Below are 12,552 nucleotides of genomic sequence, written 5' to 3' on the forward strand. Positions count from 1 at the left end.
GGCTCCGCACATCCCTTGTAAGGTCTCGGTCCGCTCGCCGTAGGGTGACGCCCATGCCCGAGCTCCCCGCACCGCGCATCCGCGCCGCCCGGCCCGACGACGACGGCGAGCTGGCCCTGCTCGACCGGCTCACCTGGTCGCACCTGCACGCGGTGATGCCCGAGCCGCAGCCGCCGTACGCTCCCTTCTTCAGCGAGCGGCACACCCCCGACGACTGCCTGGTCGCCGAGCTCGGCGACCGGCTCGCGGGCTATGTCCACCTCGGTTTCCCCACTCCGCTCGACTCGAACCGGCACGTCCGCCAGATCCAGGGACTCGCCGTCGCCGAGGAGGCACGCGGCCGGGGGGTCGGGCGGGCGCTGGTCCGGGCCGCCACCGACGAGGCCCGCCGGCGCGGCGCACGCCGCATCACCCTGCGGGTCCTCGCGCACAACACCCCGGCCCGGGCGCTCTACGCGGCCGAGGGGTTCGTGGTCGAGGGGATCCTGCCCGAGGAGTTCCTGCTCGACGGGAAGTACGTCGACGACGTGTTCATGGGGCGATTCCTGTGAACCGGTGCTACGAGGCGGCCGGCTCGCCCGTGTCCACCGGTGCCGTGGCGCCCGCCGCGTTGCGCGCGTCGGAGGCGACCTCGTCCGCCGTCAGGACGTAGCCCGTCTCGGCGTCCGAGGTGGAGCGGGCGAAGACCACGCCGAACACCCGGCCGTCCGTGGTGAGCAGGGGGCCGCCGGAGTTGCCCGGGCGGACCGTGGAACGGATCGAGTAGATCTCCCGGGTGGCCGTCCCGTCGTTGTAGATGTTCTGGCCCGTCGCCCGCACCCGGTTCGCGACCGTGGCCGCCTGGAGGTTCAGGTCGCCGTCCTGCGGATAGCCCGCGACGACCGCGGAGTCGCCGCGCTCGGCGTCGTCGTCGAACCGCAGCACGGGCGCCCTGAGACCCGGCACGTACAGCACGGCCACGTCCTTCTGCGGGTCGAAGAGCACCACGCGTGCCTCGTACGTCCGCCCGACCCCGCCGATCTGCACGGTCGGCTCGTCGATGCCGGCCACCACATGGGCGTTGGTCATCACCCGCTCGCGCGCGTACACGAACCCGCTGCCCTCGCGGCCCTGCGTGCCCGCGACGCCCTCGACCTTCACCGTGCTCCGCTTGGCGGCCTCGGTGGCGGCGGCCGTGACACTGTCGCCGGTGGGCTTGGCGACCTCGGCCGTCGACTCGTTCTCGAAGGGGTTGAAGACCTGCGGGAAGCCCGCCTGCGTGAGCGCGGAGGTGGCCCCCGAGAACCAGGCCGGCGTCGTGTCCGGCATCGTCCGCTGCACCGCGCCGAGCAGCCGCGAGTCCCGGATCGCCGAGGTGACCAGCGGCGACGAGGACGCGCCCAGGACACTGGCGACCACCCACGCCACGATCAGCACGGCCACCGAGTTGGCCACGGCCCCGCCGATCCCGTCCGCCACCCTGAGCGGTCCCCGGTCCAGCTCCCGCCGCAGCCGCAGCGCGAGGCGCCCCGCCAGCTCATGCCCCACCACCGCCGGGAGCAGCACCGTGAACACCGCCGTCACCGTCGCCCGCGTGGTCCCCGGCTCCACCAGGTCCATGACCCACGGCAGGATCCACACGCCGACGACCGCACCGCCCACGAAGCCCGCCAGCGACACGCAGCCGGCCACCAGGCCGCGCCGGTACCCGGACGCCGCGTAGGCCAGGACGACCAGCAACAGCAGGATGTCGAGCAGGTCCACGCACGCCGCCTTTCTCTCGGAACCCCTTAATACGCGGGGGGAGGGCCCGGTGATCAGTCACGCGCGCGTGGATGATCGGAATCGGCCACGCGAGCGTGCACACGGAGAAACGTCGCGGACCGTGACGATGGTTCCACCGGGTGGCACATCACACATCGCGGACGGACCGGATCAGGCCGACAGTGGGATCATGCGTGTCTCGCGAAGACGGCGTGGCGCACGCAGGCACTCCGTCGCCGGGACACCCGGCACAGCCGGTCTGCCGCGCGCGGCCCGGCTGGTGCTCGGCTGCCTGCCGGGCGTCGCCGCCGCCGTGGCGCTGCTGCTGTGCGCCCACGGCGTCGAGAACGCCGCCGAGACCGGCTCCCGCGCCGCCCCGGCCCGATCCGCCGCCACGCCCCACACCGCTCCCCGCCCGCCCATCGTGCCCAGAGCACGGTGGCTGGGCGACGCCGCCCGCGCGCAACCCCGCCCCCGCTACGACGACCGGGTCGCCGCCGTCTTCGTGCACCACACGGACTCGCCCAACGGCTACGACTGCGCCGACGCGCCCCGCATCATCCGGGACCTGTACACCGGCCAGACCGGCACCCGCGACTGGGACGACATCGGCTACAACTTCGTCGTCGACCGCTGCGGCACCGTCTACGAGGGCCGCGCCGGGGGCGTGGAGCGCGCGGTCACGGGCGCCCACACCCAGGGCTTCAACCACCGCACGGCGGGCGTCGCGGCCCTCGGCACCTTCACCGAGGGCATGCCCGTGCCGCACCCCATGATCCGCGCGATCGCCGCGCTGTCCGCCTGGAAGCTCGGCCTGACCGGCACCGACCCGCGCGCGGACGTCCGCCTGGTCTCCAGCAACGGCCTGAGCCGGTACGCGGCCGGCACCACCGCCCGGCTGCCCGCCGTCGCGGGTCACAACGACGGCTACATGACCAGCTGCCCGGGCGCCGCACTGCACGCCCGCCTGCCCGAGATCAGACAGCTCGCCGCCCGGCTCCAGGGCCGGCCGGACGGCCCACGGCAAGGTCACAGCGAACGCCCAGCGTCCTGAGATCCGCGCCCCCTACGGTCGGTCCCCACAGACAGCCGACCGGAGGCGGGGAGCATGAGCGACGGTCGTACGAAGGCGGGGGACGCGCGGCGCCCGGGGACGCGGGCGGAGGCCGTGCGCGGAGGCCGTGCGCGGAGGCCGTGCGCGGTCCCTGGGCGATGCTCCGCGCGGCCGTGACGGTCGCCCTGGGCCCGGCCGCGGTCACCGCGTCCGCCCTCGACCAGGCCAACGCGGCTCCGCTGCACCACGCGGTGCGGGCCGACCGGGCCCACGCGTGCCTTCCGTCCGGCGCGAGCCGCCGCAGGGCCGCCTGCTCAGCCCCTGAAACGCTGCCACAGCCGGGGGTAGCGCTCGGCGAGCAGCCCCTCGTTCTCGAAGTCGAGGGGCGTGCCCTCGGGTTCGGGCGGCGCCGGCGCGATTCCCAGGTCGGGGGCGACCACACCGGTGAGCTGCTCGTAGGCCTCGTCCGCCGCGTAGCCGAGTTCCTCGCCGTCGCCGTCGATCTCCTCGTCGAAGTCGCCCAGCAGATCGGCGAGCGCGTCCGGGTCGTGCACGGCACCCTCGAAGACGTCGCGGCCCTGGCCGATCAGCCAGCATCGGAAGAAGTCGAAGGCGTCGTCGCTCGCCCCGTCGAGCAGTACCCAGGCGGCGCCCCACAGGTCCCAGCGGTAGGCGCGGTTGTAGCGGGACTCGAAGTGCCGGGCGAAGTCCAGGACCGAGTCCGGGTCCAGCTGGGCGAGCCGGTCCACGAGCAGGTCGGCCTGCTCCTCCGGGTCGCCCTCGGCTGCCTCCCGGGCCTCGTCCACCAACTCCCAGAACTCCGTCTCGTCCATCACGGGTCAAGCATCGGCCCTGGGACACAGGGGCGCACCCGGAGTGCGCGGGATCGTTATGCGTCGTCCCCCGGCCGGTAGAGCCGGGCCAGCCGTGCCGCGTCCGCGGCGAACCGCTCGCGCAGGCTCCCCGGCGCCAGCACCTCCACCTCCGGTCCGAGGGTCGCCAGCTGGGTGTGGGCGACCTCCTCGGACTCCACCGGCAGGGTCACGGTCACCCACCCGTCACCGTCGGGGCCCTCCGCGTCCGCCAGCGCCTCCCGGGCAGTCATCGAGTCGAGGGCGTGGGGCAGTGCGCGCACACCGTCGGGGGACAGCCGCACCACGACCCGGGCCCGCAGAATGGACCGTGCGAACTGCTCCGCCCGCTCCTCCCAGAACGCGGGCAGGTCGAAGTCCGGTTCCCGCTCGAAGCGCTCGCCGCCCGCGTCCACGGCCGTGAACCGGTCGATCCGATACACCCGGAAGGACTCCGAGCCGGCCACCCGGGCGCACAAATACCAGACGCCCGCCTTCAGCACGAGCCCGTACGGCTCCAGCTCGCGGACCACCTCGTCCTCCCCGCGCCGGTAGCGCGCGCTGATGCGCCGGTCGTCCCACACCGCGTCGGCGACGGCCGGCAGCAGCGCGGGCGTCTTCGGCTCCTTGAACCAGCTGGGCGCGTCCAGGTGGAACCGCTGGGAGGCCGTCCTGGAAGCGTCCCGCAGGGACGGCAGCAGCGCCGCCGACACCTTCAGCCGGGCCGCCGAGGCGGCGTCCTCCAGGCCCATCTCGCGCAGCGCCCCGGGCACCCCGGACAGGAACAGCGCCTCGGCCTCGCCGCGGTGCAGGCCGGTCAGCCGCGTCCGGTACCCGCCGACCAGCCGGTAGCCTCCGGCCCGGCCCCGGTCCGCGTACACCGGCACGCCCGCCTCCGACAGCGCCTGCGCGTCCCGGGTGACCGTCCGCTCCGACACCTCCAGCTCACGGGCGAGTTCGGCGGCGGTCATGGAGGGCCGGGACTGGAGCAGCAGCACCATCTTGATCAACCGGGCAGCGCGCATGGCCACATCATGCAGCAGGCCCTCGCCGAAGCGAGGGCCTGCCGATCCAGCGGTCCGAGTTCGAGACGACCATGCGAACTCCGTGCCTGTGGTCGCTGGCCGGTGTCGTGACCATGCACGGCCAACGGGCGGGCGCACCTACAGGTGCGACGCGTGCGGAGCCGTGTCCCCACGGGACAAGAACTCCGCACGCGTGATGCCACACCGGGCCGGTCTTGACCCGGCCGGCGATGACGGCGCGAGGCCCCCTGGAGCGCTGCTCCAGGAGGCGGCCTGAGCCAGGAATCCCCGACCTGCGGGAAGGGGAGGACTCGAAGGACTCAAAGACCGTACTTCTCGCGCGCTTCCTTCACGGACACCGCCTTGACCTCGCCGCGCCCCGCGAGCTGGGCCAGTGCCGCGACGACGATCGACTCGGCGTCCACACCGAAGTGGCGGCGGGCCGCCTCACGGGTGTCCGAGAGTCCGAAGCCGTCGGCGCCCAGCGAGGACCAGTCCTGCTCGACCCACTGCGCGATCTGGTCCGGGACCTGGCGCATGTAGTCGGAGACCGCCAGCACCGGGCCCTCGGCACCCTGGAGCGCCTGCCGCACGAACGGCACGCGCTCCTCGCCGCGCAGCAGCGCCGCGTCCGCCTCCAGGGCGTCCCGGCGCAGCTCGCTCCAGGACGTCGCCGACCACACGTCGGCCGCCACGCCCCACTCCTCGGCGAGCAGCCGCTGCGCCTTGAGCGCCCAGTGGATCGCCGTACCGGAGCCGAGCAGCTGGATCCGCGGGGCGTTGGCCGGGGGCGTGATGCCCGCCGACTCCGCCGTGTTGAAGCGGTACAGGCCCTTGACGATGCCCTCGTCGACACCGGCGGCGGACGGCTTCTCGGGCTGCGGCAGCGGCTCGTTGTAGACGGTCAGGTAGTAGAAGACGTTCTGGTCCTCGTCCGGGGCCGCCTCGCCGTACATCCGGCGCAGACCGTCCTTGACGATCGTGGCGACCTCGTAGGCGAAGGCCGGGTCGTACGTCAGCGCCGCCGGGTTGGTCGCGGCGATGACGGGGGAGTGGCCGTCGGCGTGCTGCAGGCCCTCACCGGTCAGGGTGGTGCGGCCGGCCGTGGCACCGACGAGGAAGCCGCGGCCGAGCTGGTCGCCGAGCTGCCACATCTGGTCGGCCGTGCGCTGCCAGCCGAACATCGAGTAGAAGATGTAGAACGGGATCATCGTCTCGCCGTGCGTCGCGTACGACGTCGAGGCGGCGATGAAGTCGGCCATCGAACCGGCCTCGGTGATCCCCTCGTTGAGGATCTGGCCGTTCTTGGCCTCCTTGTAGTACATCAGCTGGTCGCGGTCGACCGGCTCGTACGTCTGGCCCTTGGGCGAGTAGATGCCGAGCGAGGGGAACAGCGACTCCATGCCGAAGGTGCGCGCCTCGTCGGGGACGATCGGCACCCAGCGCTTGCCCGTCTCCTTGTCGCGGACCAGGTCCTTGACGAGGCGGACGAACGCCATGGTGGTGGCCACGTTCTGCGAACCGGAGCCCTTGTCGAAGGACGCGAACGCCTTCTGAGCCGGGGCGGGCAGCGGGGCGACCGGGTGGACGCGCCGGGTCGGGGCCGGACCGCCGAGGGTGGCACGCCGCTCCTGGAGATAGCGGACCTCGGGGGAGTCGGCGCCCGGGTGGCCGTAGGGGACCACGCCGTCGACGAAGTCGCTGTCCTTGATCGGCAGGCCGAGCAGGTCGCGCATGTCCTTGAACTCGTCCACCGAGAGCTTCTTCATCTGGTGGTTGGCGTTCTTCGACGCGAAGCCCTCGCCCAGGGTGTGGCCCTTGACCGTCTGGGCCAGGATCACGGTCGGCGCGCCCTTGTGCTCGACGGCCGCCTTGTACGCGGCGTACACCTTGCGCGCCTCGTGACCACCGCGCGAGAGGTGGAAGCACTCCAGGATCTTGTCGTCGCTCAGCAGCTTCGCCATCTCCACGAGCGCCGGGTCGGCGCCGAAGAAGTCCTGGCGGATGTAGGCCGCGTCGCGCGTCTGGTACGTCTGGATCTGCGCGTCCGGTACCTGGCGCAGCCGGCGTACCAGCGCGCCCGTGGTGTCGAGCTGGAACAGCTCGTCCCAGGCTGTGCCCCACAGCGTCTTGATCACGTTCCAGCCGGCGCCGCGGAACTGGGCCTCCAGCTCCTGCACGATCTTGAAGTTGGCGCGGACCGGGCCGTCCAGGCGCTGCAGGTTGCAGTTGATGACGAACGTGAGGTTGTCCAGCTCCTCACGGGCCGCGAGCGCCAGGGCCGCCGTCGACTCGGGCTCGTCCATCTCGCCGTCGCCGAGGAACGCCCACACGTGCGAGGCGGAGGTGTCCTTGATGCCGCGGTTGGTCAGGTAGCGGTTGAAGCGCGCCTGGTAGATGGCGGAGAGCGGGCCCAGACCCATGGAGACGGTCGGGAACTCCCACAGCCAGGGCAGGCGGCGCGGGTGCGGGTAGGAGGGCAGGCCGTTGCCGCCCGACTCGCGGCGGAAGTTGTCGAGCTGCTCCTCGTTCAGACGGCCGTCGAGGAACGCGCGGGCGTAGATGCCGGGGGAGGCGTGGCCCTGGATGTAGAGCTGGTCGCCGGAGCCGTCGGCCTCTTTGCCCTTGAAGAAGTGATTGAAGCCCGTCTCGTACAGCCAGGCGGCGGAGGCGAAGGTGGCGATGTGGCCGCCCACGCCGTATTTGCTGCCCCGGGTCACCATCGCGGCCGCGTTCCAGCGGTTCCACGCGGTGATCCGCTGCTCCATCGCCTCGTCACCGGGCACGGCCGGCTCGGCGGAGGTGGGGATGGAGTTGACGTAGTCGGTCTCGAGGAGCTTCGGCAGCGCGATGCCGGCGCCCTCGGCGCGCTCCAGCGTGCGGCGCATCAGGTATGCGGCACGGTGCGGCCCGGCAGCCTTGGTGACCGCGTCCAGGGAGGCCTGCCATTCGGCGGTCTCCTCCGGGTCCCGGTCGGGGAGCTGGTCGAGCTCGCTCGGCTGGATGGCGTTGGGGTCGGTCATGTCGCCGCCTTCCTCAGTCGAAGGGGGTTCCCTCACATAAGGGGATCGGGGGTGCCCTTTGTCTTTGGCAGGACAGGGCGAGGGGCTCGGGTGGAAGCCCGTCGGCGACTGTAACTCGCTGATCGATGATCGATCAAAGGGTTGAGGGGCAAAACTTCTTGATCACGAGAAAGTAGGCACGGGGTGCCTCCGACGGTGGCACGCGGTGACCTGTTGTCGAACGGTTTTCGCAGGTCGGAGGCGTTTGAGCGCAGGGGTGCTCGGGTGTCACGCCCGGGGCGCGCAGCCCAGGACGTGCGCCTTCACGAGTTCCGCGATCCGGGGGTCACGGCGCTTGAAGGCGGCGACCAGCTCCTCGTGCTCCTCGGCGTAGGACTGCTGCTGCGTGCCCAGCCAGCGGATGGACAGGGCCGTGAACACCTCGATGCCGAGGCCCTCCCAGGTGTGCAGCAGGACGGAGTTGCCCGCGGCGCGGACCAGTTCGCGGTGGAAGGCGACGGTGTGGCGGACCTGAGCCGTGCCGTCGGAGACGCGGTCAGCCTCGTACAGGGCGCTGACGTGGGGTTCCAGCGCCGAGCAGTCCTCCGCGAGCCCCTGGGCGGCCAGCTCCGCGGCGATGGCCTCCAAGCCGGCCCGGACCGGGTAGCTCTCCTCCAGGTCGGCGGCCGTGAGGTTGCGGACGCGCACGCCCTTGTTCGGAGCGGACTCGATCAGACGCAGGGACTCCAGCTCGCGCAGGGCCTCACGGACCGGGGTCTGGCTGACCTCCAGCTCGGTGGCGATCCGGCGCTCGACGATCCGCTCGCCCGGCTGCCAGCGTCCGCTGATGATCCCCTCCAGGATGTGCTCGCGGATCTGCTCGCGGAGCGAGTGGATGACGGGCGCGGTCATGAGGGCTCCTTACGCGGGATCGACGTTTAGACAATACGGCCGGTTCGCGCCGCGGGTGAGGCCGACGAGGGCGCTTCGCGCAGGTGAGACGAGACTTACACGGGGTGTGTGGCGCGCCGTTCGGCTGACACGTGGTGTGCGGCTTGTCGCGCTGTTCCCCGCACCCCCGAAAACGGGCGGTGCCCCCACCCGGAGACGATCCGAGCGGGGGCACCGAACAGCCGTACCGGCGAGGGAGGTCAGAGGCCGAGCTCGACCTCGAACTCGCCCGCCTCCAGGATGGCCTTGACCGCCGTCAGGTAACGGGCGGCGTCGGCGCCGTCCACCAGTCGGTGGTCGTAGGACAGGGTCAGGTACGTCATGTCGCGGACGCCGATGGCCGTGCCCTCCTCCGTCTCGATGACGGCGGGGCGCTTGACCGTCGCGCCGATGCCGAGGATGGCGACCTGGCCCGGCGGCACGATGATCGTGTCGAAGAGCGCGCCGCGCGACCCGGTGTTGGAGATGGTGAAGGTCGCGCCGGACAGCTCGTCCGGGGTGATCTTGTTGGCCCGGACCTTGCCCGCGAGCTCGGCCGTCGCCTTGGCGATACCGGCGAGGTTGAGGTCACCCGCGTTCTTGATGACCGGGGTCATAAGGCCCTTCTCGGAGTCCACCGCGATACCGATGTTCTCGGTGTCGAAGTAGGTGATGGTCCCCTCGGCCTCGTTGATCCTGGCGTTGATCGGCGCGTGCGCCTTCAGCGCCTGGGCCGCGGCCTTGACGAAGAACGGCATCGGGGAGAGCTTGACGCCCTCACGCGACGCGAACGCGTCCTTGGCACGGGCGCGCAGCTTCATCAGGCGGGTGACGTCGACCTCGACGACCGAGGACAGCTGGGCCTGTTCGTGCAGGGCCTTGACCATGTTGTCGCCGATGACCTTGCGGATCCGCGGCATCTTGATGGTCTGGCCGCGCAGCGGCGACGCCTCCAGCGCCGGGGCCTTCTTCGCCGCCGACGGAGCGGCGGCGGGGGCCGGTGCGGCGGTGGCGGCCTTCGCGGCCTCGGCGGCGGCGACGACGTCCTGCTTGCGGATACGGCCGCCGACGCCGGTGCCCTTGACGGCGGCCAGGTCGACGCCCTGTTCGGCGGCGAGCTTGCGCACCAGCGGGGTCACGTAGGCGCCGTCGTCGGCCGGCTTGGCGGCGGCCGGAGCGGCCGGGGCCTGGGCCGGAGCCGGGGCGGGCGCCGGAGCGGCCGGGGCCGGGTCGGGAGCGGGGGTGGTCTGCTGCTGCGGAGCCGGGGCGGACGGCGCCTGCGGGGCCGGAGCCGGGGCGGACGGCGCCTGCGGGGCCGGAGCGGCCTGCTGCGGGGCCGGGGCCTGGGCGGGCTCGGGCTGCGCCGGGGCGGCCGGGGCCTCCTGCGCGGGGGCGGCGGCCGGAGCGGCACCCGCCTCGCCGATGACGGCGAGCTTGGCGCCGACCTCGGCGGTCTCGTCCTCGCCGACCACGATCTCCAGGAGAGTGCCCGAGGTGGGCGCCGGGATCTCGGTGTCGACCTTGTCGGTGGAGACCTCGAGCAGCGGCTCGTCGGCCTCGACGCTGTCACCGACCGACTTCAGCCAGCGCGTCACGGTGCCCTCGGTGACGGACTCGCCGAGCGCGGGCAGGACGACGTCCGTGCCCTCGGCGGAGCCGCCGCCGGTGGCGGCGTCGGCGGTGGGAGCGGGCGCCGGGGCGGCCTGCTCGGTGGACGGGGCGGCCGGGGCCGGCTCGGGAGCGGGCTCGGCGACCTGCTCGGCCTGCGGGGCCGGGGCGGCGGCGGGCGCGCCGCTGCCGTCGTCGATCAGGGCCAGCTCGGCACCGACCTCGACCGTCTCGTCCTCGGCGACCTTGATGGAGGACAGCACGCCGGAGGCAGGGGAAGGGATCTCGGTGTCGACCTTGTCGGTGGAGACCTCGAGCAGCGGCTCGTCGGCCTCGACGCGCTCGCCCTCGGCCTTCAGCCAACGGGTGACAGTGCCCTCGGTGACGCTCTCGCCGAGCGCCGGAAGGGTTACGGAAACCGCCATGGTTTCGGTTGCTCCTTACGGAAAGTGCGGAAGTCTGTGTCGTCGCGTTCGTCGACCGAGGGGATCAGTCGTGCGCGTGGAGGGGCTTGCCGGCCAGGGCCAGGTGGGCCTCGCCGAGCGCCTCGCTCTGGGTCGGGTGGGCGTGGATGAGCTGCGCGACCTCGGCGGGCAGCGCCTCCCAGTTGTAGATCAGCTGGGCTTCGCCGACCTGCTCGCCCATGCGGTCACCGACCATGTGCACGCCGACGACGGCACCGTCCTTGACCTGGACGAGCTTGATCTCGCCCGCGGTGTTCAGGATCTTGCTCCTGCCGTTGCCCGCGAGGTTGTACTTCAGAGCGACGACCTTGTCCGCACCGTAGATCTCCTTGGCCTTGGCCTCGGTGATCCCCACGGAGGCGACCTCGGGGTGGCAGTACGTCACCCGCGGGACACCGTCGTAGTCGATCGGAACGGTCTTCAGACCGGCCAGGCGCTCCGCCACCAGGATGCCCTCGGCGAAGCCGACGTGCGCGAGCTGGAGGGTCGGGACGAGGTCACCGACGGCGGAGATGGTCGGCACGTTCGTGCGCATGTACTCGTCGACCAGGACATAGCCGCGGTCCATCGCGACGCCCTGCTCCTCGTAGCCCAGGCCCTGGGAGACCGGGCCGCGGCCGATGGCCACCAGCAGGACCTCGGCTTCGAACTCCTTGCCGTCGGCGAGGGTGACCTTGACGCCGTCCTGGGTGTACTCGGCCTTCTGGAAGAAGGTGCCCAGGTTGAACTTGATGCCGCGCTTGCGGAAAGCGCGCTCCAGAAGCTTGGAGGAGTTCTCGTCCTCGACCGGGACGAGGTGCTTCAGGCCCTCGACGATCGTGACCTCGGTGCCGAAGGACTTCCACGCGGAGGCGAACTCGACGCCGATGACACCGCCGCCCAGGATGATCGCGGACTTCGGCACGCGGTCCAGGACGAGGGCGTGGTCGGAGGAGATGATCCGGTTGCCGTCGATGTCCAGGCCGGGCAGCGACTTCGGCACGGAGCCGGTCGCGAGCAGGACGTGGCGGCCCTCGACGCGGCGGCCGTTCACGTCGACGGACGTGGGGGAGGACAGCCGGCCCTCACCCTCGATGTACGTCACCTTGCGGGAGGCGACGAGCCCCTGCAGGCCCTTGTACAGGCCGGCGATCACGCCGTCCTTGTACTTGTGGACCCCGGCGATGTCGATGCCCTCGAAGGAGGCCTTCACGCCGAACTGCTCGCTCTCGCGGGCCTGGTCGGCGATCTCGCCCGCGTGCAGCAGGGCCTTGGTGGGGATGCATCCCCGGTGCAGGCAGGTGCCGCCGACCTTGTCCTTCTCGATCAGGGCGACGTCCAGGCCCAGCTGCGCCCCGCGCAGGGCGGCGGCGTAACCACCGCTGCCACCGCCGAGGATCACTAGGTCGAAAACGGTGCTGGCGTCGTTCGCCACGTCACGTCCTCCATGCATGTGCGCCGTGAGCCGGTCTTCGATGACCGGCAGGCGGCTGGTGTCCGGCCGCTCGTTCTTCGGCCCTTCGGTGGGGCCCTGTCCTGCCGAGCCCCATCTTCGCACTTGTCAGCACACAAGGAGACGCCGGGCTGCGGTGTGAGACACCCCACGTTCGGATGAGCCGCCCCGAGGCGCGGCGCCCGAGGGGCGCGGGGCTGTGTCTGATCTGCGGCTGCGCCGCGCGGGCGCGACCAGCTCTCACGCGTGCGGGCGGTCGACGGCCGGGAGGCTCGCCCGGAAGGGGCGCGGGGCTGTGTGTGATGTGCGGCTGCGCCGCGCGGGCGCGACCAGCTCTCACGCGTACGGGCGCGGGGAACTGCGTGACCAGCCCCCCACGCCCTCGCACTCGCCGCACAACCGGCGGGACCGGGCTCTTCGGCGATGCTTCACCTCCGCCGCAC

9 protein-coding genes and 1 pseudogene are annotated in these 12,552 nt (G+C 72.1%); 3 read left to right on the top strand and 7 right to left on the bottom strand.

Translation table 11 applies throughout. The annotated features are described in order from the left end of the window. The first annotated feature begins 53 nt into the window (after positions 1 to 53). Positions 54 to 551 (top strand): GNAT family N-acetyltransferase, encoded by a 498-nt coding sequence (locus ACIQHQ_RS04300; protein ID WP_402609916.1) that lies wholly within the window; start codon positions 54 to 56, stop codon positions 549 to 551. A gap of 7 nt (positions 552 to 558) precedes the next feature. Here the strand turns inward: ACIQHQ_RS04300 and ACIQHQ_RS04305 are convergent, their stop codons facing one another. Further along, complete coding sequence (locus ACIQHQ_RS04305; protein WP_402609918.1) at positions 559 to 1,743, bottom strand: MarP family serine protease; 1,185 nt, start codon at positions 1,741 to 1,743, stop codon at positions 559 to 561. Between the two features lie 277 nt (positions 1,744 to 2,020). Here ACIQHQ_RS04305 and ACIQHQ_RS04310 point away from each other — a divergent pair, with 277 nt between their 5' ends. Beyond that, positions 2,021 to 2,797: a peptidoglycan recognition protein gene (locus tag ACIQHQ_RS04310; RefSeq protein WP_402610619.1), complete on the top strand. Its 777-nt coding sequence runs from the start codon at positions 2,021 to 2,023 to the stop codon at positions 2,795 to 2,797. Between the two features lie 314 nt (positions 2,798 to 3,111). On the opposite strand, the gene ACIQHQ_RS04315 is transcribed toward ACIQHQ_RS04310, so the two are convergent. Together ACIQHQ_RS04315 and ACIQHQ_RS04320 are read right to left on the bottom strand one after the other, a co-directional pair. Continuing rightward, entirely contained in the window at positions 3,112 to 3,630 is a 519-nt protein-coding gene (locus ACIQHQ_RS04315) for a DUF4240 domain-containing protein (protein ID WP_402610620.1), read from the bottom strand. Between the two features lie 56 nt (positions 3,631 to 3,686). Then, on the bottom strand, positions 3,687 to 4,673 hold the full coding sequence (locus ACIQHQ_RS04320; protein ID WP_402609920.1) for a helix-turn-helix transcriptional regulator: 987 nt from the start codon (positions 4,671 to 4,673) through the stop codon (positions 3,687 to 3,689). Positions 4,674 to 4,785: 112 nt separating this feature from the next. On the opposite strand from ACIQHQ_RS04320, the pseudogene ACIQHQ_RS04325 reads away from it, so the two are divergent. Beyond that, positions 4,786 to 4,950 (top strand): annotated as a pseudogene (locus ACIQHQ_RS04325) (RNA-guided endonuclease TnpB family protein); the annotation flags it as partial. Between the two features lie 43 nt (positions 4,951 to 4,993). Here ACIQHQ_RS04325 and aceE read toward each other — a convergent pair. The 4 genes from aceE to lpdA form a co-directional block, all read right to left on the bottom strand. Next, complete coding sequence (gene aceE, locus ACIQHQ_RS04330) at positions 4,994 to 7,696, bottom strand: pyruvate dehydrogenase (acetyl-transferring), homodimeric type (protein WP_402609922.1); 2,703 nt, start codon at positions 7,694 to 7,696, stop codon at positions 4,994 to 4,996. 267 nt (positions 7,697 to 7,963) lie between these two features. Beyond that, positions 7,964 to 8,587: a GntR family transcriptional regulator gene (locus ACIQHQ_RS04335; protein ID WP_033312601.1), complete on the bottom strand. Its 624-nt coding sequence runs from the start codon at positions 8,585 to 8,587 to the stop codon at positions 7,964 to 7,966. A gap of 239 nt (positions 8,588 to 8,826) precedes the next feature. Then, complete coding sequence (gene sucB / locus ACIQHQ_RS04340) at positions 8,827 to 10,638, bottom strand: 2-oxoglutarate dehydrogenase, E2 component, dihydrolipoamide succinyltransferase (protein WP_402609924.1); 1,812 nt, start codon at positions 10,636 to 10,638, stop codon at positions 8,827 to 8,829. Between the two features lie 64 nt (positions 10,639 to 10,702). Beyond that, positions 10,703 to 12,091, bottom strand: a complete 1,389-nt coding sequence (gene lpdA, locus ACIQHQ_RS04345) for a dihydrolipoyl dehydrogenase (protein WP_402609926.1) — start codon at positions 12,089 to 12,091, stop codon at positions 10,703 to 10,705. Between the last annotated feature and the right edge of the window lie 461 nt (positions 12,092 to 12,552).

Source organism: Streptomyces sp. NPDC092370, from assembly GCF_044755265.1.
Taxonomy (GTDB): Bacteria; Actinomycetota; Actinomycetes; order Streptomycetales; family Streptomycetaceae; genus Streptomyces.

Coding starts and splice junctions, on each gene's coding strand:
- ACIQHQ_RS04300 (WP_402609916.1), top strand. CDS start 54: ATGCCCGAGCTCCCCGCACCGCGCATCCGCGCCGCCCGGCCCGACGAC.
- ACIQHQ_RS04320 (WP_402609920.1), bottom strand. CDS start 4,673: ATGCGCGCTGCCCGGTTGATCAAGATGGTGCTGCTGCTCCAGTCCCGG.
- ACIQHQ_RS04335 (WP_033312601.1), bottom strand. CDS start 8,587: ATGACCGCGCCCGTCATCCACTCGCTCCGCGAGCAGATCCGCGAGCAC.
- ACIQHQ_RS04315 (WP_402610620.1), bottom strand. CDS start 3,630: ATGGACGAGACGGAGTTCTGGGAGTTGGTGGACGAGGCCCGGGAGGCA.
- aceE (WP_402609922.1), bottom strand. CDS start 7,696: ATGACCGACCCCAACGCCATCCAGCCGAGCGAGCTCGACCAGCTCCCC.
- sucB (WP_402609924.1), bottom strand. CDS start 10,638: ATGGCGGTTTCCGTAACCCTTCCGGCGCTCGGCGAGAGCGTCACCGAG.